The organism is Butyrivibrio sp. INlla21, from assembly GCF_900116875.1.
Lineage (GTDB): Bacteria > Bacillota > Clostridia > Lachnospirales > Lachnospiraceae > Butyrivibrio.
Genome location: NZ_FPCC01000002.1, coordinates 33031 through 55305, shown reverse-complemented (window position 1 = coordinate 55305; position 22275 = coordinate 33031). Strand labels below are relative to the sequence as shown.

Here is a 22275-nt window from a genome sequence, read left to right as displayed (position 1 = left end):
TTATCTATCAACTCTTTTAAGCTTTGCGATGAAGAATCCGTCGGTTCCGAATTCTCCGGGAAGAAGCTGAATATAGCCTTTCTTGGCTGTATCTTTTATGTTGTATTTGTCATTGTCGAGAATATATTGAGGAAGTTGTCTTGTTATATCAACGGGTTCAAACGGAAACTCTTCACAGATTCTCTTGACCATGTTCTCGTTCTCGTCCTTGTTGACGGTGCAGGTAGAATACATAAGAGTTCCGCCTACCTTAACGTAGTCCCAGCAAGACTTTACGATATCCCACTGAAGCTTGGTAAGATCGCTGAGCTTTTCTTTCCTGATGTTCTGCTTGATATCGTTCTTTCTTCCGATGATTCCAAGTCCGGAGCAGGGAACGTCAAGATAGAGAATATCGCCGTTTTCTTTCATATTCTCATCATGAATCTTGGCATCTATTATCTCGATTGCGATGTTATTTAGACCAAGTCTGTCTGCGTTTTCTGCAATTAGCTCTTTCTTTGCGGCAGAGACGTCTCGTGAAAAGACCTTTCCTTCCTCTCCCACTGCCTGTGCAGCATGCATGCTCTTTCCGCCGGGTGCGGCGCAAACATCGATAACAGTCTGGCCTTTTAAAGGATTAGCGATCTCTGTAACAAGCATTGAGCTTACATCCTGAACCGCGAATTTCCCTTCGGAAAATCCCGGAAGATATTTGATGTTATCTGTTTTTTCAAGTTCGAGCGCATAGGGAAGGATCGGGTTTTCTTTTACAACAACTCCCGCATCCTCGAGCTCTTTTTTTAGCTCCGAAACAAATTTGGGACCATTAACACTGTCTCCTATATCTGTTCCGGCACAACGAATTACCGTGGGTCTGGGCTCAAGGAAGAATTTCAATATATTCTCCGTGCGCTCAAAGCCGTAGTCATTGAGCCACATCTTACAAAGCCACTTAGGTACGGAATAAAGGACCGAAAGATAATTAGCTCCGCCATCCTCAGTTCTATCGGGATATTCTATATTATCTTTATTTCTTGAAACATTTCGAAGGACGCCGTTTACAAAGCCCTTAAGCCCCGTAAATTTGTGCTTTTGCGCGAGTTTAACCGCCTCGTTGCATGCAGCACTGTCGGGAACCAAGTCCATGAACATGATCTGGTAAACGCCCATTCTCATAAGGCTTCTGATAAAGGGCTGCATCTTTTTTACTTCGACTTTGGAAAAAGAATCGAGCACATAATCAATCTGTATGTTTCTCTCTATGCAGCCTTCGGCGACTCTCTTTATAAATGCCTTGTCCCTGGTTTCAAGATAGTCGTACTTTTCAAGAACATCTTTAATAAGACCTGCCTTTTTACTGCCTTCCTTGTCGTATTCGATTAGTATATTTAAAACGATCTCTCTGATATTTGCCATTATAATTATTAGTGCCTTTCATCTTCATTCTCGAATACTTCACAGAATCTGGCTGAAAATGAAGGCTTCTCCCCTATTAGATTAAGGTGTGAGATGTCTCCCACCCTGCTTGTTCGGAATGTTGCGATTCCTTTTTCTCTTTCCTCGGTAACAACTACGGTAACCGCGCTCGGTGCTATGCATAAGAACTGAAGCGGAACCATCGGTGATATATGCCACAGATATGACAGCATAACGCTCGTGATACCGTAATGGCAAAAGAAAGCTATGGTCTTGTCATTTCCCTCTTTTACCTTATAAGCACAGCCGTCTCTGACATAGCCGTAGGACTCAAGGAGCTTTGAAAACTCCGAAGTAACCCGGTCATAGACCTCGACGGCATTGCTGTATTTCATTAGTTCTGCGTCTCTCCAACCGTTGTAGTCAAAGAGCTCGGGATGGCTTCCATAGTAGGATGGAAGGATGTCCCAAACAACGCGCTTTTCATATTTTCCTGTTTCCGGATTTATCTTGCGATCCTTAGAATAAGCTCTGCGGACTTCTTCCGAGAGATTAGGATCTATAAGAGCAGGGAATTCACGAAGCCACTCGCAGGTTGTCACCTTCTTTCCAAGTACCTTCAGCGAATATTCCGCTGTTTCAACCGCTCTTCCAAGCGGAGACTGATACACATCGTCAATATTGTAGCGCTCTATCATATCGGCCAGCGCCTTGGCCTCAACTTTTCCCTTTTCGGTTAGTCCGTCTCTGGCATAGTCAGGGTCACCATGCCTGATAAAAATCAGTTTCATATAATCAACTCTCTTTTTTTAATGATATAAACCCATTATACCATCATATCCGATCTGACTGAAATTCTTGGGAAAAGAGTCATCTTTTGAACACGCGCAAAGGCTGTAATTCTCTGCGATATCGTATTTTTTAAAATAATAATCATTAAGCTCAGCGTCGTCTTCGTACAACTTATAAATACCGTTTTTCTTGATAATGCCAAACTCATTCAAAGGTTTGGAAAGTCCTATACCGATGCACTTGATATAAGCTTCCTTGAGACTCCACAGATCATAAAAGAGCTTTCTCTTTGCATCCTCGCTTGTCTCCAAAGCCAGAGCTTCTTTTTCTTCCTTGGAAAAAAATCTGTCGGCAATGTTTAAATCCGCGCTCTTATGCTCCTGAACATCAATGCCCACCGGGCTACTGCCGATCGCGCACACTACGTAATTACCCGAATGAGAGATATTATAAAAAATATCATCACGGTCTTTTACAAAAGGTTTTCCGTATTTATTCTTGTCAAACGTTATGTCTTTCGGAGCTAGTCCAAATCCTGTAAAGATCGCATAATAAGACAAAAGAAGTCCCGCAAGAGACCTCTTTTTATCCGCATCAAAATGAAAACGCAGAATATTTTCTCTCTGCGCCTCATCCACATATTTCAAAGCTTCTTCGAATCTTTTATCGCTAAATTCTTTTAATGCATCTAATACATAAACCTGCATCATGATATGTTCAATCAACCCTCTTTTAAAATTGCCATGCAAATTATACCACATATCAGATATATACGAGAAATTTGCAGGTACTTGACCGAAAGTCTGAAATTTTGGCACAAAAAAAATGAGGGGTCCAAGCAATGACTTAACCCCCATTATAATCACCGCTTGGCTTACCTCTCACCCATCTTTATAAGAAGACCTTACCACTATCCCCCCTATACTAAAAGGGCGTATTTCGTACAAATTTTATTGCACGATACGCCCTTTTGATATGAATTATCATGAATATAATTATACTTAATCAGTAATAACTGAAAGGAGAAAAGATATGAAAAAGATGTTAGTTTCAGCAGCTTTACTTGCAACACTTGTACTTGGACTCGTAGCAAAAATCAAAGAGCCTGATGCAGGAATCTATCCTCCTCCGGTAAAATATGAGTTAGCTTGTATTCTTATTGCTCATCGTTGAGCTATTTGAATAAATGTTTTTTCATAGAATAGTTTGGGGGAGAAAAAACATCAAAAAACGCACCACACATTCTTAGTAATGTACGGTGCGTTTTTTATTTTGTAATATAAAGAACTTAGGTAAAATTCTCTTTATAATATCCTTCTATCGTTGGTGTGTTGATCGGAGACTCATCAAAATACTTAGCCAGTGCCAACGATAATCCCACATATTCTTTGGCAGCCTTCTTATATTTCTCGTCATGATTGTCCATCCATATTTGATCATATAGCCAGCCTATATTAAATACCAATGCATATAGTAGCTCCTGACAAGAGTTTTTCTTTTCCAATGCAATGCCTTTTTTACAAATCTCTATAGACTTCTCATATTCTCCGCTAAGGCCAAGAGTATTCGCATAATTGAAATATATCTTCACAGCTATCATGCTGTCCTTATTATCTTCAGCCTGTCCAAGATAAACATCGAGTTTTTCAAATATTTTTACAGCCATTTCGGTACAACCGATCTTATCATTCGTTATGGCTATATCATTCAAAAGATTTAACTCAGTGTCATTATATAAACGAGTTATGGAAAACTCTCCATCCTTATAATCAGGCACGGATTTTTTTAATAATCCTTCTTGGATCTCCAACATCTCTTTTGTATAGTCATAATAAGTAAGAGTTTCCAGCCTGGCAAGGAACTGCTCTTTTTCAACAGATTCTACATTTTTCAGCCCCTCTTTAAGTATTTGCATCTTCATACGAAGCTCATCATACTTCTGATTATTCAAAAGATTCTCATACTCAACGTACCTGTCACCATCAACAAAGAGCCCCATATCATAAGACATTATGATCTGCTCGGGTCTTCCGCCCATCTTCTCCTGAAGCAGCCTGTAGTTATCCTCGCTTGGGAGCATCCCCTCATTTTCATATCTCTTGAGCGTAGTGATATCACAGATTCCTTCGGAAAGCTTTTCCCTGGAAAAACCCTTTTCAACTCTATGTGATTTTAATAACTTAGATTTTTTGTATACGCTCATAGCATCTTGTTCCCCATCAATTCCAGCCGAGAAGATCGTCAAATTTAAGTATTGTCTCTTCTTCCTCGCTAAGCTCTCCGGCGTATTTTTTCTTAAGCTCCAAAAGTCTTACCACACCTTTACTTTGTTTGATAAGCCTCTTATATTGCAATGCGCTCTCAATATACTCAAGCTGCACCTGCTTCATCCATCTGTTCTCGGATTCACTTACCAGCTCCGAGATCAGTTCCCCATAATAAACAACCTTCAAATAATGATTATCATTCAGCTTTTTAAGGAAATAACCAAGCTTAAAAAGCAGATTATGATCACTGATACTTGCAATCTTATACAACAGTCCAAATTCTCTGACCGTATAAAGCGAATTGTCTATATCGTCAAGCTTTTTCTTGCAAGTCAGCTCAAATGCTTCCTTGTAAAAAGACAAAGCACCTTTCGTATCACCGCTCATTCGGCACAGTTCACCACGCACCTCAAGTTCAAGCTGCTTATGAATATTCTTGCTCCTTGTTTTGGGAATAGAGGAATACTCTTCAAGATATTGCCTTGTCTTTTCGGAATCTTCATTCTCGATGGACTCCAAAAGATTTTTTTTGATATCAAGAAGTCTATGTTCCTCATCGGTTACCGTATATAAAACTCTGTTTGAATTTTTACCCATTCGCTCAAGGAGCGCGGACAGCATAAACTTATCAGGCAGCATCTTGCCGCCTTCATATCTGTTATATGTAGATGCACTACAAAGGCCATCACATACTTTGCTGATCGTAAGCGAAAGATTCGTTCGCTCCGTGCCAAGTATCGCCCCTATTACATTACTATCATTCATCGCAAGCCTTATCCCTCAAGTTTAAAACAACTTTCAGTCTCTTCTTCTGCCGTTAAGAAGTACGAGTCTAAGTAGCTGTACTACTGCCGATGCGGCACTTGCAACGTAGGTCATTGCCGCAGCGGAAAGAACTTTTTTGGAGTGTGAAAGCTCTTCCTGATCGAGGATACCGTATTCATCAAGCATCACAAGAGCTCTTCTTGAAGCGTCAAACTCAACGGGGAGTGTGACAACCTGGAAAAGAACAGCAAGTGAGAATACCCAGATTCCAATCTTAATAAGAAACGGTAAGCTTAAGAGCATTCCCAAAATAAGAATCGGAATTCCCGCCTTGGAACCGATACTCGCCGCAGGAACAATAGCTGTTCTTATCTTTAGCGGCAGATATCCGAATTCATGCTGACAGACGTGTCCGCACTCATGCGCCGCAACTCCGACAGCAGCAACGCTCGGTGAATCATAGGTAGCATCCGATAAATTAACCGTTTTGGTTCTCGGATCGAAATGATCGGTAAGATTACCTGAGACATGTCTTACGCTCACATCGGTGATACCGTTTCTGCGAAGGATCTCCATGGCAACCTGAGCTCCGGTCATATTGCTCCTGCTTCTGATCCTCGCATACTTCTTGTAAACGGAAGATACTCTGCTGCTTGCAACCATGCACAGAATACCCATGATAATAACCAAAATATACAATGGATCGAATCCGTATCCATAAAATCCTCTTGCGTAATACATATACTCATCTCCTTTACCGCATTAATTCTTTATTGTCAAAAAAGCTTGCTTCCGGCTTCCAGCTTATATCCGAGAAGGAAATCCTTAACAGCCATACGCTTCTTTCCTTCAAGCTGTACTTCGTTTACCGAAAGATAGTCTTTTCCTGTTGAAACCACAAAGGCTTCTTTCCCTGTAAATACGACCGTTCCGGGCTCTGCCCCTGTCAAAAGAGCTTTCTCATTCGAAAGTTCTTTTACCTGAGACTCATTAAGAACCTGTGCTTTCCAGATCTTAAGGAGTTTGCCGTCAAGGTGCGTAAATGCACTAGGCCAGGGATTAAGGCCTCTTACAAGATTCCTTATCGTCTTGGCGTCCTTGCTAAAATCAATCTTACCCATATCCTTGGAAAGCTTGCCGCATTTGGTGGCAAGAGCTTCGTCCTGAGGAACGGGTGTGAGTTCGCCTCTCTCTATCTTGGGAAGAGCGTCTACTATGAGCTCCGCGCCAAGATCGGAAAGCTTATCGAAAAGTCCGCCGCCGGTCTCTTCTTCATCAATGGGGATTTCTCTCTGAATAAGAATATCTCCCGTATCCATGCCTATTGCCATCTGCATGATGGTCACGCCGGTCTTTTCTTCTCCGTCAATGATCGACTGCTGAATAGGTGCGGCACCTCTGTACTTCGGAAGAAGAGATGCGTGTATATTAACGCAGCCGAATTTCGGGATATCCAGGATCTCTTTTGACAAGATCTGGCCGAAGGCCGCAACCACATAGATATCAGCGTCTATATTCTTAAGGTAAGCAACGTTATCAGCTTCTTTTATCTTAACGGGCTGAAATACAGGGATGTTGTACTTAAGCGCACAATCCTTGACATCCGAGATCTGAAGCTCGCCGCTTCTTCCCTTGGGTTTATCGGGTTGTGTCACAACAAGAACAACGTCGTGGCCCGCATCTATTATCTTCTCAAGTGCTGCCCTCGCAAAATCGGGCGTACCCATAAAAACTATCTTCATTCCTGTGCTTCCTCATTCTGTGCGATCAGATCCTCGTTATTAATTAGCTCGCCTTCTACCTTTTCCACATACATATGTCCGTCGAGGTGATCGTTCTCGTGAAGGATGGCTCTGGCAAAAAGCTCCTCGCCTTCTACCACAAATTCCTCGCCGTCGAGGTTGGTAGCCTTAGCTTTAACGTAATTGGGTCTCGTAACGATTCCGGATTTACCGGGAACGGAAAGGCATCCTTCGTAGCCTGTCTGCTCTCCGCTAGTCTCAAGAATCTCGGGATTGATGAATACCATTGGTGAATCCCCTTCGGGTGAAACATCGATAACAAAAATTCTCTTAAGTACTCCGACCTGAGGAGCGGCAAGTCCCACGCCGTCAGCCTCATACATAGTTTCTATCATATCCTGTACAAGCTCTTTGATTCTTGGTGTGATCTCTTTTACCTCTTTACAACGGCGTGCAAGTACTTCATCGCCGAATTCTCTTATAGTTCTAAGTGCCATTATGGCCTCCTTTAATTTATATATTGTGTTCCTGCTTATTATAAAACGTTGCCCCCACACTTATCAAATACTTTTGATAAATATGGGGGTTTTGGAAACTAATATCCATTTACGGGATCAAAATCAAATTGCACGGAAATATCCCTTATCTTTCCGGCATCATTAAGTTCTCTTACAAATTTCTCAAGAACATCCTTAAGTTCCACGAGCATCTCGTAGTCATCGAGTTTAACGTACACGGCTATCCTGAATACATCGTTTATCTTGCCGACAGATGCAAAGGCAGGTCCGATAAACACTGCGTTTTTGATCTTTTGCTGTTCCATAAGAGCCCGAAGTCTGTTTGCAAACTGCATACCTCTTTCTTCGCCTGCGCTCTGCACCTGAACGCACATCATATGCGAGATCGGAGGGTATCTTAATATATCTCTATAAGCGATCTCCTCTTCGTAAAAAGCCTTGTAATCCTGCTTGGACGCAGTGATTATGCTGTAGTGCTCAGGCTGATAGCTCTGGATAATGACGTTGCCGGGCTTTTCTCCTCTTCCCGCTCGTCCCGCCGCCTGTGTAAGGAGCTGGAAAGTTCTTTCACTCGCCCTGTAATCCGAGGCATAGAGCGACATGTCGGCTGCCAGGATTCCCACCAAAGTAACATCGGGGAAATCATGCCCTTTTACGATCATCTGTGTTCCCACAAGAACATCGGCTTCCTTGTTGGCAAAAGCCGACAATATCTTTTCATAGCTTCCTTTTGTTCTCGTCGTATCCGCGTCCATTCTGAGGACTTTCGCATCGGGCCAGAACTTTTTGACCTCGTCCTCTATCTGCTGCGTACCCGCTCTGAATGAAGATACAAACTTAGAGCCGCACTTGGGACAGATCTTCTTGGCAGGCTCCTCGTAGCCGCAGTAGTGACAGACAAGGCGTCCTCCCCTATGCTCGGATAGTGCGACATCACAGTGCGGACACTTAAACACATGTCCGCAAGCCCTGCATGAGACAAAGCCCGCGTAGCCTCTCCTGTTGATAAAGAGCATCACCTGCTCTTTCCTTGAAAGCCTGTCCTCGATAAGCTCCTGCAATCTTATTGAAAAGATAGAACGATTGCCTTTTCGAAGCTCCTCTCTTAGATCCGCGATCTCAACCATCGGAAGCGTTCCGCCCGTTAGTCTTTTATTAAGCTCAAAGAGCTTGTACCGACCGTTATGAGCCTTGTAATAAGAATCAAGAGAAGGCGTCGCAGAGCCAAGTACAACACTTGCTCCGTCCGGTACAAGTCTTGCCAGCTCTATCGCAGTTTCTCTCGCATGATATTTGGGCATTGTTTCGCTCTTATAAGTGGTCTCATGTTCCTCATCGATAATTATTATTCCGAGGTTGGAAAACGGGGTAAAAAGAGCCGATCTCGGGCCTATGATTATATCTATATCGCCCGTCCTTGCTCTCTCCATCTGATCGAATTTCTCTCCCGGAGACATCGATGAATTCACGACGGATACCCTGTCTCCGAAATGCCGATAGAAGCGCATCAAAGTCTGATATGTGAGCGCGATCTCAGGAATGAGCACTATCGCCTGCTTGCCTCTTTTGATCACATCATCTATAAGTGCGATATATACTTCAGTCTTTCCGCTACCCGTGATCCCGTGGATCAGGTAGGTATCTCTTTTGCCCTCGTCATAATCCTTGGAAAAAGAGCTTACAACAGCCTGCTGCTCATCGCTCAAGGTCTTTTTCCCATATCTGTCGGAAGAAGCCGCGATGGGATTTCTGTAATACTCCTCGCTCTCTATCTTGATGATTCCCTTATCGGAAAGAGCCTTAAGTGTAGCCGACGTAACACCGAGCTTACCCGTTATTAGCTCATAAGGTATTCTGTCTTCGGGATTATCGAGAAGCTCTTTTATTATCCTCTCTCTTGCGGACTGCTTCTTTCGAACACACTCATAGTAGTATTCCGTTGCTTCTCTCAAAGGAAGTCGAAGCGAAACATACTTATGAACCTGTCTGTTTTGCTTCTTGGAAGAAGGAAGAACCGTTCGAAGCGCCGCTATCATGGTCGAGCCGTAGTGATGCTTCATCCATGCGGCAAGTCTTATCGAGATATCCTGCGCGGAGATGTTGTCTTTAACGATCCCCTCTATTTCTTTGATCTTGGCAGGGTCCCAATCCGCTTCGTCGGTAAAAGAAATTACGTAACCCTTTCTTCTGGTATTGCCCCTTCCGAAAGGCACATAAACAGGATCCCCGATGTCGATACTGCTTCGTAAGCTTTCGGGAACCCTGTACTGAAAAGGCCTGTCGACCTTCTCGTGAGATATATCTATTATGACGTTTGCATACTCACATGCTGTCAAAAAATCTCTCCTTTTATCCTGTATGATAAGAGATCGAAACCCAGATCACTTATCACTGTTTTCTTTAAGTATATCAGCAATGAGGTCTCTTTCATCCATGGGATATTTAACTCCCTTGATCTCCTGATAGTCCTCATGTCCCTTACCCGCAAGCACGATGATATCTCCGTGCTCACCGTTGTTTATCGCATAACGGATCGCTTCTTTTCTGTCCTCGATCATAATGTACTTACCGTCGGTCTTGTTCATTCCGGTCTCAATGTCCTTCATGATATCAAGAGGCTCCTCAAATCTCGGATTATCGGATGTGATGATAGTAAAGTCCGCGTACTTACCGCTCACTTCACCCATCTCGAAACGACGGAGCTTACTTCTGTTACCGCCGCATCCAAAGACACTGATAAGTCTGTTGGGATGATAATCCTTGAGTGTAGAAAGAAGGCTCTTAAGCGCCATTGCGTTGTGCGCGTAGTCGATCATAAGAGTGAAGTCATCGGATACCTTGACCATCTCTATACGGCCCTTAACCTTAGCCTCTTTAAGCGCTTTCGCTATCTGCTCGTCGTTGCAGCCAAGATGCTTGGCAACCGCGATCGCACAAAGAGCGTTGTACACACTGAACTTACCGGGAGTTCTGACTTCGGCATGCATATTTATGATGCCTTCCGTGTCAAAAAATACTCCGAGTTCGCCGGGCTTATGAATATAAGCAAGGTTGATCGCTCTGATATCAACTCCCTCGGAAAATCCGTAGGTCATGGCCTCACATGTATGATCCTTCAAAATATCCTCAACATGCGGATCGTCGCCGTTTAATATTCCCATCTTACACTGCTTGAATAAGAGACTCTTGCAGTGAAGATAATCATCAAAGTCCTTGTGCTCGTTGGGTCCGATATGATCGGGCTCGATATTTGTAAAGATGCCTATATCAAAGGTAAAGCCCTGGCTTCTGTGAAGCATAAGTCCCTGTGAAGATACTTCCATAACCACACTGTCACAGCCGGCTTTAACCATTCTATCCATATATTCCTGAAGATTATAGGACTCAGGTGTCGTATTCTCTGCATGAATGTGCTCATCGCCTATGATAACTTCAATCGTTCCGATAAGTCCGACCTTATGTCCTGCGTTCTCAAGCATACTCTTAATCAGATAAGTTGTTGTAGTCTTACCCTTGGTTCCCGTGATACCTATAGTTGTGAGCTTATCCGCGGGATGTCCGAAATATGCTGCCGAAATGAACGCCATTGCATATCTTGTATCGTCCACTCTGACAACCGCCATCTTACAATTTTCCGGAAGTTCAACATCATGTTCCGCGACGATCGCAGCAGCTTTTTTTTCATAAGCTTCTTTGGCACATGAATGTCCGTCGAAATTGGCTCCCTTTATGCAAATAAAAAGTGAACCTTCTTCGATTTTTCTGTTGTCATTAACAACATTTTTAATCTCAACCACTGATGGATCAAGGGTTTGTGATGAATTTCCCTCAGTGACCTGTGACTTAATATCACTTATCAATTCACTTAATTTCATAATAAAGCCTCCGTGTTTTTAATTAAAATTATTCTGTTTAACCAATTATTTTAATACTTATTTTAGTTAAAAAAGATTAATTCTAATTTTTATAGATTTTTCACATTTTGTTCATATTTTTACGGTATTATAATAATCAAGAAGTAAGTAATTCATTTACTTACTATCTCCCCCTCATAAGAAACCGCAGACACACGCTTCGCGTGTGTTTTTGTGGTTTATGGGGTTTTTTCTTTTTCCGGAGTCTTTTTCAAAGGCCGGAACCCGCGCCCGCAGGCGCCTCCTTACGTAAAATCCTCCATAATTATCTGCAGACTCTCTCTTCCCATATAGGAATTGATATCGGGGTGATAAGCTATGCTCACCTTGACCATACCGTCTTCTCTACCATTATTATACAAGTCATCAAGTATGCTCTGTCCATATCTTTCAGTTAGGAAATCGTGCCATCTTTCCATATCCCCGAAATACATCATGTCGTATATCTTGCCGCCGTCGGTAACTCTGTACTTTCCGCAGTTCTTGTTCTTTCCGAGTATTCTTCCCGATAATAAAGACACATCCTTCTGTGCAAAAGAAGGCTTGGGATTGCCCGTTCCAAACGGTTCGAGCTTCTTAAACTCTTTTACAAGATCCATACTTGCCGCGTTTAAAGGCATCACCATATCAAGATGAAGTATCGGCTCAAAATCCTTTTCCTCAAGCTTGCAATCCGCATTGAGCCTTTCTCTTAGTACATCTATATTCTCAACGGGAAGAGATAACCCCGCCGCCATCTTATGTCCTCCAAACTTGGTAAAGAGTTCCTTGCACGCAGAAAGACCCTCGTACATATCATAATTCTCAACAGATCTTCCGGAGCCCTTTGCTCCTCCGTCGAGAGCTTTGGTCAGAATGATCGTGGGTCTGTTGTACTTTTCTTTTATTCTCCCCGCAATAATTCCCGCAATAGATTCATGAACATCGGGCATATATAGAACTATAACCTTTGGAAGTCCGCTTTTCTCCGAAGCTTCCTGTACAATAGAAACCGCTTCGTCCACTCCGTTTTTGGTCTTGTCCTTGCGGCTGTCATTGAGGCTCTTAAGGTCGCCTGCTATAACTGCAGCCTTTGCTCTGTCTTTTTCCATAAAAAGAGAAAGCGCTCTGTTCGCAAGGTCGAGCCTGCCTGTAGCGTTAAGACATGGCCCTATGATAAAGCCGTAGTGATATCCCGACAGACTTGAAGCATCAAGTCCGTTTACATTGATAAGAGCCTGAAGTCCCGCATTATGCGTATCCTTAATAAGCTTAAGAGATTGCTTTACTATAACTCTGTTCTCATCCTTAAGCTCCATAACATCACAGACCGTGGCTATTCCCGCAAAGATCATCATCTCGGTAAAAAAGTCTGTTCTCTGCTCATCGGTAACTTTCGCATCGGTACTGATATCAGAAAGCACCTGAAGAAATTTATAGGCAACTACAGCTCCGCATATCTCTTTAAAGGGATACTCTCCCTCAGCTCTCTTTGGATCTATAACAGCATCCGCGGGCGGGAGAAGCTGAGTCTTTTCGCCGTTTTCATTTTCTTCAAACGGAACTTCATGGTGATCCGTCACAACAACGGTCATTCCCTTTTCTTTGGCATGTGCGATCTGCTCGGAAGCGGCAATTCCGTTGTCACAAGTGATTATCGTGTCAACGCCCGCATCAAAAGCATCATCCACAAGCTTGACGCTGAGTCCGTATCCGTCCTTGATCCTGTCGGGAAGGACACAGTCCGCATCTGCTCCAAAAAGCAAAAGCCCCGATAAAAGAATATATGAAGAACAGATACCGTCGACATCGTAGTCGCCGATAACTCTTATCTTGGCGCCTTCCCTAATCTTATCAAGGATGATCTGTGCGCCCTTCTCCATATCCGCCATTAGTCTTGGATCGTGCAGGAACGAAGGTCCTGCGTTAAGATAGTTGTTTACTGTCTCGGAAGTGCAATCGATGCTTTCCGTTGCCTTAGAATTTATCAGTCTGTTCGCGATAAGTCTCGCTGTAATGTTACTTATATTAAATTCACGTGCCAATCCGTCGAAATCCGCTTTCTTATTGGCAATCATCCATTTCGCCATGAAATATACCCCTGTTCAAACTTAATTCATTATGAACAGTATAACACTGTTTGATATGAAAAAACCGCCTGAAACTTTTCAAGTCTCAGGCGGCTTATTATAATTCTTATCAATCCTTCTTAGCGAAGAATGTCTTGAACTTAGTCTTAAGGTCAAACCACATCGGTGAAGCGATGAAGATTGATGAATATGTACCGCAGATTACACCTACCATAAGAGGAAGAGCGAACATCTTGATATCCGCTACACCAAAGATGTAAAGCGCAAGTACTGTAAAGAAGGTTGTAGCTGATGTGAACAAGCTTCGTGTGATAGTCTGTGACACACTGTTATTAACAAGCTGAGCCATTTCCTTCTTACCTGTTGCAATGTGCAAGTTCTCACGGATACGGTCGAAAGTAACGATAGTATCGTTGATCGAATAACCAATGATGGTAAGAACAACCGCGATGAATGTGTTACCTACGGAAATTCTTGAAATAGCATATGCAACAACTACTATAAGTGCATCGTGTGCAAGAGCTATGATAGCGGCTGCACCGAACTTGATATCCTTAAATCTGAACCAGATGTAGATAAGCATAAGGATAAGTGCGATAAGAAGTGACTTAACAGCATCTACTCTCATCTCGCTGCTTATTGTTGAGCTGATTGTCTCAGCAGCGATATTCTCAGCACTTACACCATACTTCTCTTCAAACAACTTCTCAACGGCTTTTCTCTGATCGATATCCATTGTAGCGCTCTTGAAGATAACCTGGTTGGTTCCGGAAACTCTCTGATGAAGAACTTCCTTAACTCCTGTTGCCTCTTTGATAGCAGGGATCATGTCGTTCTCAATCTCTGCAACAGTGTACTCTTTATCAAATGTAACGTTTGTTGATGTACCGCCTACAAAATCAAGACTGTAGTTAAATGCTCCCTTACCCTGTGAAGAGTTAACAGCCATGAATACGATACCGATAGCAATAACGATGCAAGAGATCGCATAGAAGAGCTTTCTCTTTCCAACGAAATCAAATACCTTAACGGGCTTAGCCTTACCGTAAAGAACAGGGCTCTGAAGTCCGAGACCGTAGAAGATGTTGGTAATAACTCTTGTTACAACAAGTGCTGTGAACATTGAAAGGATGATACCAAGCATAAGTGTCTCGGCAAATCCCTTGATAGGTCCCGTACCGCCTGCTCTAAGAACGATCGCTACGATAAGTGTTGTGATGTTACCGTCAAGGATTGAAGAAAGCGCTTTGTTATATCCGCTCTTTCTTGCTTCATCAACAGCCTTACCTGATGCAATCTCCTCTCTGATTCTTGCAAACACAAGAACGTTGGCATCAACCGCCATACCGATTGAAAGGATGATACCGGCAATACCGGGAAGTGTAAGTGTTATATCAAATGCGGAAAGTAAGAATACAATAAGTCCGCTGTAGAATCCAAGTGCAAGCGTAGCTGAAAGACCAAGTATTCTGAAGAATACGATCATGAAGATTGCGATAAGCGCAAATCCTACAGCTGCAGCAATAAGTGATGTATTGATAGCCTCAGATCCAAGCTGAGCACCTACTACGTTTGAACGAAGCTCTTTAAGCTCAAGCTTAAGTCCACCGATACGGATCATAGAAGCAAGATTCTGAGCTGCCTCAAATGTCTTCTCACCTGTGATGATTGCCTTACCGTCTGTAAGAGCAGCCTGAACAGCGGGAACGCTTATAAATCTTCCGTCATAGTAGATACCGATAGTATCTCTATTGTTATTGAATGCCTTGGTTGTTGCCTCGGCAAATGCCTTCTTGCCTTCCTCGTTAAACTCAAGAGAAACAACGGGCTCTGATGCACCGTGCTGATCCTGCTGAGCCTTAACCTCAGATACTACTACATTTTCACCCTTAAGGATGATAGAACCTTCGGCCTCAAGCTCTTCAATTGTCTTGTTGAGCTGATAACCGGGCATAACACCTTCTTCAAGTGTCATGTTACCTTCCTCGTCGGTTGTAATACCTGAATGATATGTGTAGTTCTCATTGCCGTCCTTATCAAGGTGAGCAATGAAGTAAAGCTTACCGGGCTGTCCGAGATCCTTAAGGATAGTGTTGGCATCTGTCACACCGGGAATCTCGATGTTGATTCTGTTAGAACCTTCCTGATAAACCTGAGCCTCTGTGCTGTAATTATCTACACGCTGCTGGAGCTTGTAGATAGTATCTGCCATATCCTCTTTGCTCGGATTTTCTTCTCCGTCTACTTCATACGTGATACTTACGCCGCCTGCGAGATCGAGTCCCAAATCGATACTGGACAATGAGCCTGACTTATCTGCTCCGAGTCCGAATACTGCTGAATAACCGATTCCCCCTAAAAGAGCTAACATAATGATCAGCGCAGGAATCCACTTTAAGCGTTTCATTATAATATTCCTCCCATATAATAATTGCTATTATTCGGCCAACGCCGCTTTTATCATAATCGCACACTCAATTCGCTTCCTCTGAAGCTCACATCCGTGCTTATATGTTGCATTGATATCCCCGTTGAAATTATATGCGTTGGCAGCACATCCGCCGCTGCAATAATATCTGGCAAAACATTTTTCACACTCGGGTCTTGAATAAACATTGCTCTTCTTGAATTTATCGCGAATGTCATTCCTTGTGATACCGTCGTATACGTTACCCATGATAAAGTCTTCGTTACCAACGAACTGATGACAGGGATAAAGATCTCCCCAAGGAGTAACTCCAAGGTATTCACATCCCGATCCGCAGCCCGACAATCTCTTGGCAACGCAAGGGCCTCCCTCAAGATCTATATTGAAATGGAAGAAGTTAAAGCCTTTTCCTTCCTTGTGTCTCTCAATATAATACTTGGCAAGCTTGTCATACTCATCGCAGATAACCGGAATATCCTCATCCTTAAACGAATACCAGTCTTCGGGCTTAGCCACAACGGGCTCAACCGAGATCTGCTTGAAGCCCAGTTCTACAAGGTGCTTAACATCCTCGGAAAAATCGAGGTTGTTATGAGTAAAGGTTCCTCTTACAAAGTATCTGAGCTGGTGTCTGCTCTCCGCAACCTTTTGATACTTGGGAACTATATCATCATAGCTGCCCTGTCCGCCGCGTCTGGGACGCATCGCATCGTTAACTTCTTTTCTTCCGTCAATCGAAAGGACTATATTGCCCATCTCTTTATTGACGTATGAGAGTATCTCATCATTAAGAAGTGTACCGTTGGTTGTTATAGTAAAGCGGAAGTTCTTGTTATGTTCTTTCTCAAGGCTTCTTCCGTACTCAGCAAGCTTTTTGACAACTTCCCAGTTAAGAAGAGGTTCACCGCCGAAGAAGTCTACTTCAAGGTTTCTGCGACTTCCCGAATTCTTAACAAGGAAATCAAGTGCAGCCTTACCCACTTCTTCACTCATGAGAGCTTTTCTGCCATGATATTCGCCCTCATCGGCAAAACAGTATTTGCATCTAAGATTACAATCATGTGCAACATTAAGGCAAAGCGCCTTAACTACCGTCTCTCTGTTCTGGAAATCATCCACATAATTCTCATATACATCGTCTGTATAAAGAACCTGGGAAGCTCGGAGCTCCAAGAGTTCTTCGATGGCTTCCTTAATATCATCCTCGGAATATCTTGATGAAATATCCGTATCCTTCAATATATCTGTAAAAAGAGAATCCTTAAGCTCCGCAGAAACTTCCGTTTCATCCTCGGGTGCTTCCGCTGTACCGAATCTGCCCTTAAGCTTCTCCTCTACGACCTTAACAAGATCAAAAACTACATCATCAACAACGTGAACCGATCCGCTGTTTACATCAAGAACAATGTTGTAGCCGTTGTTCCTATATGCGTGAATCATAAAATCTCCTAGTCATTAAAAGGGTAAGCGCAAACATAGGGCAGCGACCTAGGCCGCTGCCCGTTAAACGTCTACCCGATAAATCTTTTGCAAATTATTTGCTAAACTGCTCGCAGCTCTGATTTCCTACTGTGCAGGAAGTCTTGCAAGCTGACTGGCATGATGTCTGGCACTCGCCGCATCCGCCCTTCTTCATAGACTCTTTAAGATTTCTTGTAACCAATGACTTTACGTGCTTCATAATATGCCTCCTACTTGAAAACGCAATGTATAATAAACGTTTTTCGAGTTTTTTCGTCGTCCTAGTATATCATATATTTTGTAATTATTAAAGCGTTTCTTCTTCCTTGGGCTTATTTACTACAAGAAGAACTTTGGTGATACGATTCCGCTTGATTCCGCGCGCCGTAAGAGTAATTCCGTTATCCAAAGTGGCGGTTTCACCGTATCTGGGAAGCCTGTCGAGATTCTCGATCATAAGTCCGCCGATGGAATCGTAATCCTCCGAAGAGAGCTCCGTTCCAAGTGCGTCATTGATATCCGTGAGCTTCATATTACCTTCAACAAGATATCTGTTTCCGCCAAGGTCTTTAATAAGCTCAGCTTCATCAAGATCGTACTCGTCTCTGATCTCTCCTACGATCTCTTCAAGGAGATCCTCAAGAGTGATCATTCCTACCGTCGTTCCGTACTCAGACAATACAAAAGCAACGTTCTGAGTCTTTTCTCTCATCTCCATCAAAAGATCCGCAGTCTTTTTATACTCGTAAGTATAATAAGCTTTTCTGAGGTGATCTTTTATCTTGAAATTCTCCTTATCCTTGATAAGAAGAAGGTCTTTGACATTTATAAGTCCGATAACATTGTCCTGATCGCTTCCGTCGTAAACGGGGATTCTGGTGTACATATCCTCTTTAAAAGCTCTCATAACTTCGCTGTAATCAGCATCCGAGCTTACACAGCTCATATCAATTCTCGGTATCATAATGTCTTTTGCCAGAGCATCGCTGAAATCAAATACGTTGTAGATGATCTCTTTCTCTCCGCTCTCAATGACACCGTCCTCATGGCTTACGTCAACGTAAGTCTTGAGCTCGTTCTCGGTCATGGACTGTCTGCTTGTCGTATCGACTCTGAAGAGCTTAAGTATCGCCGTCGCTATGCCGTTTATCACAAAGGAAAAAGGCTTCATCACGGCCATTACAAAAATAACGCTGCCGGCATACCAAAGTGCCATGTTCTCCGCATAAGCGGTGGCAACCGTCTTGGGAATGATCTCACCTAAAATAAGAACAATAAGTGTAAGTATTCCCGTTCCCAGTCCTATGGCAAAGCTTCCGAAAAGATCTGTCACAAACACTGTCATAAGCGCCGAAGCACTTAAGTTAACAATGTTATTGCCAATAAGAATGGCAGAAAGCATCTTCTGCGTATCTTCACATATATCGAGAACCTTTTGTGCTCTTTTATTGCCTTCGTCAAGAAGTGCTTTGATCTTGACTCTGTTCACGGTCATAAATGCTGTTTCTGCCGATGAAAAAAAGGCAGATAAAAGAATCAGCACGATCAGTATGATGACCCTGATAACATGAATATTCAAATAGAATCCTCCTTATCCGATAGGATTGCTGTAGAACTCTTCAAACTCTTCGTATCCCTGCTCTGTAAGCTGCTGCTTCTGGAATTTCTTGTTCTTGTTCATTCTGACAACAAGAACCTGCTTACCTGCAGCTCTATCCTTCTGTGCCTTGGAGATGATCTCCTGAAGCTTCTCTCCGCGGATTCCTTTCTCAATAAGGAAAGCAACTTTGGAACTCTCACCGGGAATCTTGAAGCCTTCATCCATCATGATCATGATGATACGCTCAAATCCGATTGAGAATCCGCATGCGGGTGTATCCTGTCCGAGGAACTTACCTACCATCTTGTCGTATCTTCCGCCACCGCCGCAGCTTCCGCCGTACTGAGGCATTGATACTTCAAATATAGTTCCGGTATAATAGCTCATTCCGCGCACAAGTGTGGGATCGAATACCATTTCAAACTGCGCAGCCTTGGTACCCTCTACGCTGTTAATTATCTCTTTCAGACCTTCTCTTACGTCTTCCTCAAGGAAGTCTCCGAGTTTATCGGCGAGAATGCCGATAGCTTCTACACCGCTCTTACCTTCGATGATCTTAAAGAGCTCAGTGTATTTCTCGATCATTTTGTATTCTTTATTAGTATCTCTGAACTCGTCTCCATCTTTGGAAAGATACTTCTTAAGCTCTTCCTCAACGCCTTCAAGACCGATCTTGTCCATCTTATCCAAGATAATGAAAACATCGTCGTACCGGTCCTCGGTAAATCCGCTGTAAGCAGCCATAGCCTTAAGGATTCTTCTGTCGTTGATACGGATCTTGAAATCCTTAAAACCGAGTCTTCCGAGTGTGGTTGTAGTTGCAAGGATAAGCTCGATCTCTGCAAGATTACTTGCTTCTCCCAAAATATCTATATCGCACTGCATGAACTGACGATATCTGCCCTTCTGAGGTCTGTCGGCTCTCCAAACATTTCCCATCTGAAGCGCCTTGAAAGGTGCGGGAAGTTCATTGGCGTGATTGGCATAAAAACGAACGAGCGGAACAGTAAGGTCGTAACGAAGACCTGAATCCGTAAGATCGTTTTCTTCCTTGGCCTCTGCAAGATTGAGTTTCTCTCCGCGCTTCATTACTTTGAAGATGAGTTTCTCGTTCTCGCCGCCCTGCTTACTGTTGAGGTTGGCAAGTGACTCTACGCAGGGAGTCTCTATAGATGTAAATCCAAATTCAGCATAAGTCTTTTTGATGATACCTATGCAATAATCTCTAAGTTTCATTTCTGAAGGGAGTATATCCTTCATTCCGGTAACCGGTTTTTTAATAAGTGCCATTTCTAACCTTCCTTATCGTATAATCAAGCATAAATTTTACACTTATAAACAAACCTTTGCAATGTTTTTAATCATGAGAAATTATGCTCCTGCAAGAATTCGATAAACTGTGCTTCAGGCATGGGCCTTGCATAAAAGAATCCTTGTATATGATCGCAGCCAAGTCTTATCAGCTGCTTGGCCTGCTCGCCTGTTTCCACACCTTCTGCCACGATCTCTTTTCCGAGTGACTTGATCAGCTTTATCATATTCAGCATTACCATATATGATACTTCCGATTCAAACGCCGCCTGAACAATGCTCTTATCAAGTTTAAAGAGATTAACGGGCACAGTCGCTATTCTTGAAACGTTGGAATAACCGCTTCCGAAATCATCCATGGAAAAAGCTATTCCGGCTTTCGTAAGCTTCTTGACATTGTCGTCTACTGCAGACGTGATCTCTTTTTCCCAGGTCTCAGTAATCTCAAAGTTGATCTTATCGGTACCTATGCGATATTTCTTCAAAGTACTGAGGACACTGTCCGCAAGGTTGGTCTGAATGCAGTCAACTACAGAGAGATTGACTTCTACATATTTAATACCAAGGTCAAGTACATTGGTCGCAGCAAGCATTTCGCAGACCGAACTTAGTACGAATCTGTCTATACCGAGGACTGTTCCGTTTCTCTCTGCGATCGGAATAAAGATGGCGGGAGAAATAAATCCGAATTGATGATCGCGCAGTCTTACAAGCGCTTCGCAGGTATCGAACTTACCTGTAAGCGGTGAATAAATCGGCTGATAATAAACTTCCAAAAGTCCGTTTTCAACGGCTCTTCTTACTATACCGTCAATCTTTTTGTCATGCTCTGCGTACTTAAGATTAAGATCCGAGACGCGAAGAACTTCTCTGTTCTGGCGTATCAGCATCTTTTTCATCTCATCTCTTACTTCCGTATACTTCTCCATGTCACCGACTTCATCGGGGAAGCCGATGGCAAAAGGACTTTCCGTAAATCTTATATCATCATCCTTAAGTTTCCACGGGTCTTTAAACCTTCTTCTTATCTGCTCCGCAAGTCCCGCTATCACTTCATCTTCGGGATTGATATCTTCAAGAAGCAGAATGAACATTCCTTCTTCCGGATAAAAGAGCGAAGCATCGGGATATATTCTCTTAAGATATGTCGCCATCTGTCCCAGCAGATTGGAGGACGCCTCAACGGATTCACTTCCTATTATCTCGGGAAGTCTGTCTATATTGATTCCGAAAACGGTAAATCTTTTCTTCTGTAAAAGATTGGTATATACCGCGAAATTAAGCGCGTTTCTTGTTCCCGTTCCGGAAGTCCTTTCGATAAACTCACTTGGATTTTGGAAAGTATAAACGCACAGCAAAAGCGCAAGCGATGTACTAAACTCAAACACCGCATAAGAACAGAAAAATATCTTAAGCGGAATTCCGGCAGCCATCATCGCATAATAGGTAATAAGGACTATAGCTTTCTCGCTGCTGACAGTCTTATAGAATCTGTAGATCAGATACGCCGCAAAAGCAAGATAAATAGCAGTGGAAATATTAACGGCGCCGGAGAAATAGCTTGTAAAATGCATATCTCCTTTTTCATCAAAGTAAAAGACATTTCCGGTAAACAGCGCAGAAAACGTCGAAATGATAGAGCAGGTCGAAGGAATAAAAATGATCACGGCCTTCCACCATTTATCAACCTCTATTCTAAACAGCGTCATGAGATAGCACATGGAAACAAGCGCTATCAGATACATGAACGACTTCTCAAGTACTGCAAGGAAGCAGTTGAAATTGTAGCTTATAAGTGTCTTGGCCCAATCTGAAGCAATCCAAAGGTTATGAAGTCCGCCGACGATATTTGCAAAGAGCACATAAAAGATGAGCATACCAAATATACGCCTTTGTCTGCCGTAATAATCCTCTTCCGATGAATGGATGATGAGTGTTATCACGCCAAGCACAATGGCGGCCATATTAAGACATATTTTAAAATCATGTGGTCTTAGCAGTTCTTCCATG

The 22275-nt window shown here is 42.9% G+C and carries 18 protein-coding genes; 1 reads left to right on the top strand and 17 read right to left on the bottom strand.

Annotated features, from left to right (window positions below; all coding sequences use genetic code 11):
- Genes rsmB through BM377_RS00250 form a run of 3 tightly spaced genes read right to left on the bottom strand, consistent with a single transcriptional unit; the run spans position 1 to position 2915 of the window.
- Complete coding sequence (gene rsmB / locus BM377_RS00260) at positions 1-1398, bottom strand: 16S rRNA (cytosine(967)-C(5))-methyltransferase RsmB (protein ID WP_092241918.1); 1398 nt, start codon at positions 1396-1398, stop codon at positions 1-3.
- Between the two features lie 8 nt (positions 1399-1406).
- Positions 1407-2189, bottom strand: a complete 783-nt coding sequence (locus BM377_RS00255) for a histidine phosphatase family protein (protein ID WP_092241916.1) — start codon at positions 2187-2189, stop codon at positions 1407-1409.
- A gap of 18 nt (positions 2190-2207) precedes the next feature.
- Positions 2208-2915, bottom strand: a complete 708-nt coding sequence (locus BM377_RS00250; RefSeq protein WP_177223744.1) for a 4'-phosphopantetheinyl transferase family protein — start codon at positions 2913-2915, stop codon at positions 2208-2210.
- A gap of 307 nt (positions 2916-3222) precedes the next feature.
- Between BM377_RS00250 and BM377_RS16185 the strand changes: the two genes are divergently transcribed.
- Entirely contained in the window at positions 3223-3363 is a 141-nt protein-coding gene (locus tag BM377_RS16185) for a hypothetical protein (protein ID WP_158588862.1), read from the top strand.
- 115 nt (positions 3364-3478) lie between these two features.
- Here the strand turns inward: BM377_RS16185 and BM377_RS00245 are convergent, their stop codons facing one another.
- The 14 genes from BM377_RS00245 to BM377_RS00180 all read right to left on the bottom strand — a co-directional run bounded on the left by BM377_RS00245 (position 3479) and on the right by BM377_RS00180 (position 22274).
- Positions 3479-4393 (bottom strand): helix-turn-helix transcriptional regulator, encoded by a 915-nt coding sequence (locus tag BM377_RS00245; protein WP_092241907.1) that lies wholly within the window; start codon positions 4391-4393, stop codon positions 3479-3481.
- A gap of 16 nt (positions 4394-4409) precedes the next feature.
- Entirely contained in the window at positions 4410-5222 is an 813-nt protein-coding gene (locus BM377_RS00240; RefSeq protein WP_092241903.1) for a hypothetical protein, read from the bottom strand.
- Positions 5223-5255: 33 nt separating this feature from the next.
- Positions 5256-5963, bottom strand: a complete 708-nt coding sequence (locus tag BM377_RS00235; protein ID WP_092241900.1) for a zinc metallopeptidase — start codon at positions 5961-5963, stop codon at positions 5256-5258.
- Between the two features lie 35 nt (positions 5964-5998).
- Positions 5999-6964, bottom strand: a complete 966-nt coding sequence (gene fmt / locus BM377_RS00230) for a methionyl-tRNA formyltransferase (RefSeq protein ID WP_092241897.1) — start codon at positions 6962-6964, stop codon at positions 5999-6001.
- A complete protein-coding gene (gene def / locus BM377_RS00225) occupies positions 6961-7461 on the bottom strand; it encodes a peptide deformylase (protein ID WP_092241894.1) in 501 nt (166 codons plus the stop codon). The genes fmt and def overlap by 4 nt, the downstream gene beginning before the upstream one ends.
- Before the next feature lie 98 nt (positions 7462-7559).
- On the bottom strand, positions 7560-9818 hold the full coding sequence (priA, locus tag BM377_RS00220; RefSeq protein WP_092241892.1) for a replication restart helicase PriA: 2259 nt from the start codon (positions 9816-9818) through the stop codon (positions 7560-7562).
- 45 nt (positions 9819-9863) lie between these two features.
- Entirely contained in the window at positions 9864-11357 is a 1494-nt protein-coding gene (locus BM377_RS00215; protein ID WP_092241891.1) for a UDP-N-acetylmuramoyl-L-alanyl-D-glutamate--2,6-diaminopimelate ligase, read from the bottom strand.
- A 284-nt stretch (positions 11358-11641) separates the two neighbouring features.
- Complete coding sequence (gene recJ / locus BM377_RS00210; RefSeq protein ID WP_092241886.1) at positions 11642-13465, bottom strand: single-stranded-DNA-specific exonuclease RecJ; 1824 nt, start codon at positions 13463-13465, stop codon at positions 11642-11644.
- 109 nt (positions 13466-13574) lie between these two features.
- Positions 13575-15872: a protein translocase subunit SecD gene (secD, locus tag BM377_RS00205; RefSeq protein WP_092241883.1), complete on the bottom strand. Its 2298-nt coding sequence runs from the start codon at positions 15870-15872 to the stop codon at positions 13575-13577.
- A gap of 30 nt (positions 15873-15902) precedes the next feature.
- Positions 15903-17333, bottom strand: a complete 1431-nt coding sequence (gene scfB / locus BM377_RS00200) for a thioether cross-link-forming SCIFF peptide maturase (protein ID WP_092241881.1) — start codon at positions 17331-17333, stop codon at positions 15903-15905.
- A 94-nt stretch (positions 17334-17427) separates the two neighbouring features.
- Positions 17428-17574: a six-cysteine ranthipeptide SCIFF gene (gene scfA, locus BM377_RS00195; protein WP_092241878.1), complete on the bottom strand. Its 147-nt coding sequence runs from the start codon at positions 17572-17574 to the stop codon at positions 17428-17430.
- Positions 17575-17661: 87 nt separating this feature from the next.
- Positions 17662-18933 carry an HlyC/CorC family transporter gene (locus tag BM377_RS00190; RefSeq protein WP_092241876.1) on the bottom strand — a complete coding sequence of 424 codons (1272 nt, stop codon included), beginning with the start codon at positions 18931-18933 and terminating at the stop codon, positions 17662-17664.
- A 12-nt stretch (positions 18934-18945) separates the two neighbouring features.
- Positions 18946-20244: a histidine--tRNA ligase gene (hisS, locus tag BM377_RS00185; RefSeq protein WP_092241875.1), complete on the bottom strand. Its 1299-nt coding sequence runs from the start codon at positions 20242-20244 to the stop codon at positions 18946-18948.
- A 71-nt stretch (positions 20245-20315) separates the two neighbouring features.
- Positions 20316-22274: an EAL domain-containing protein gene (locus BM377_RS00180; protein ID WP_177223743.1), complete on the bottom strand. Its 1959-nt coding sequence runs from the start codon at positions 22272-22274 to the stop codon at positions 20316-20318.
- Between the last annotated feature and the right edge of the window lies 1 nt (position 22275).

Bases quoted from the DNA above. Each gene is read 5' to 3' on its own strand.
- rsmB (WP_092241918.1), bottom strand. From the start codon at position 1,398: ATGGCAAATATCAGAGAGATCGTTTTAAATATACTAATCGAATACGAC.
- BM377_RS00255 (WP_092241916.1), bottom strand. From the start codon at position 2,189: ATGAAACTGATTTTTATCAGGCATGGTGACCCTGACTATGCCAGAGAC.
- BM377_RS16185 (WP_158588862.1), top strand. From the start codon at position 3,223: ATGAAAAAGATGTTAGTTTCAGCAGCTTTACTTGCAACACTTGTACTT.
- BM377_RS00245 (WP_092241907.1), bottom strand. From the start codon at position 4,393: ATGAGCGTATACAAAAAATCTAAGTTATTAAAATCACATAGAGTTGAA.
- BM377_RS00240 (WP_092241903.1), bottom strand. From the start codon at position 5,222: ATGAATGATAGTAATGTAATAGGGGCGATACTTGGCACGGAGCGAACG.
- BM377_RS00235 (WP_092241900.1), bottom strand. From the start codon at position 5,963: ATGTATTACGCAAGAGGATTTTATGGATACGGATTCGATCCATTGTAT.
- fmt (WP_092241897.1), bottom strand. From the start codon at position 6,964: ATGAAGATAGTTTTTATGGGTACGCCCGATTTTGCGAGGGCAGCACTT.
- def (WP_092241894.1), bottom strand. From the start codon at position 7,461: ATGGCACTTAGAACTATAAGAGAATTCGGCGATGAAGTACTTGCACGC.
- BM377_RS00215 (WP_092241891.1), bottom strand. From the start codon at position 11,357: ATGAAATTAAGTGAATTGATAAGTGATATTAAGTCACAGGTCACTGAG.
- recJ (WP_092241886.1), bottom strand. From the start codon at position 13,465: ATGGCGAAATGGATGATTGCCAATAAGAAAGCGGATTTCGACGGATTG.
- secD (WP_092241883.1), bottom strand. From the start codon at position 15,872: ATGAAACGCTTAAAGTGGATTCCTGCGCTGATCATTATGTTAGCTCTT.
- scfB (WP_092241881.1), bottom strand. From the start codon at position 17,333: ATGATTCACGCATATAGGAACAACGGCTACAACATTGTTCTTGATGTA.
- scfA (WP_092241878.1), bottom strand. From the start codon at position 17,574: ATGAAGCACGTAAAGTCATTGGTTACAAGAAATCTTAAAGAGTCTATG.
- hisS (WP_092241875.1), bottom strand. From the start codon at position 20,244: ATGGCACTTATTAAAAAACCGGTTACCGGAATGAAGGATATACTCCCT.
- BM377_RS00180 (WP_177223743.1), bottom strand. From the start codon at position 22,274: ATGGAAGAACTGCTAAGACCACATGATTTTAAAATATGTCTTAATATG.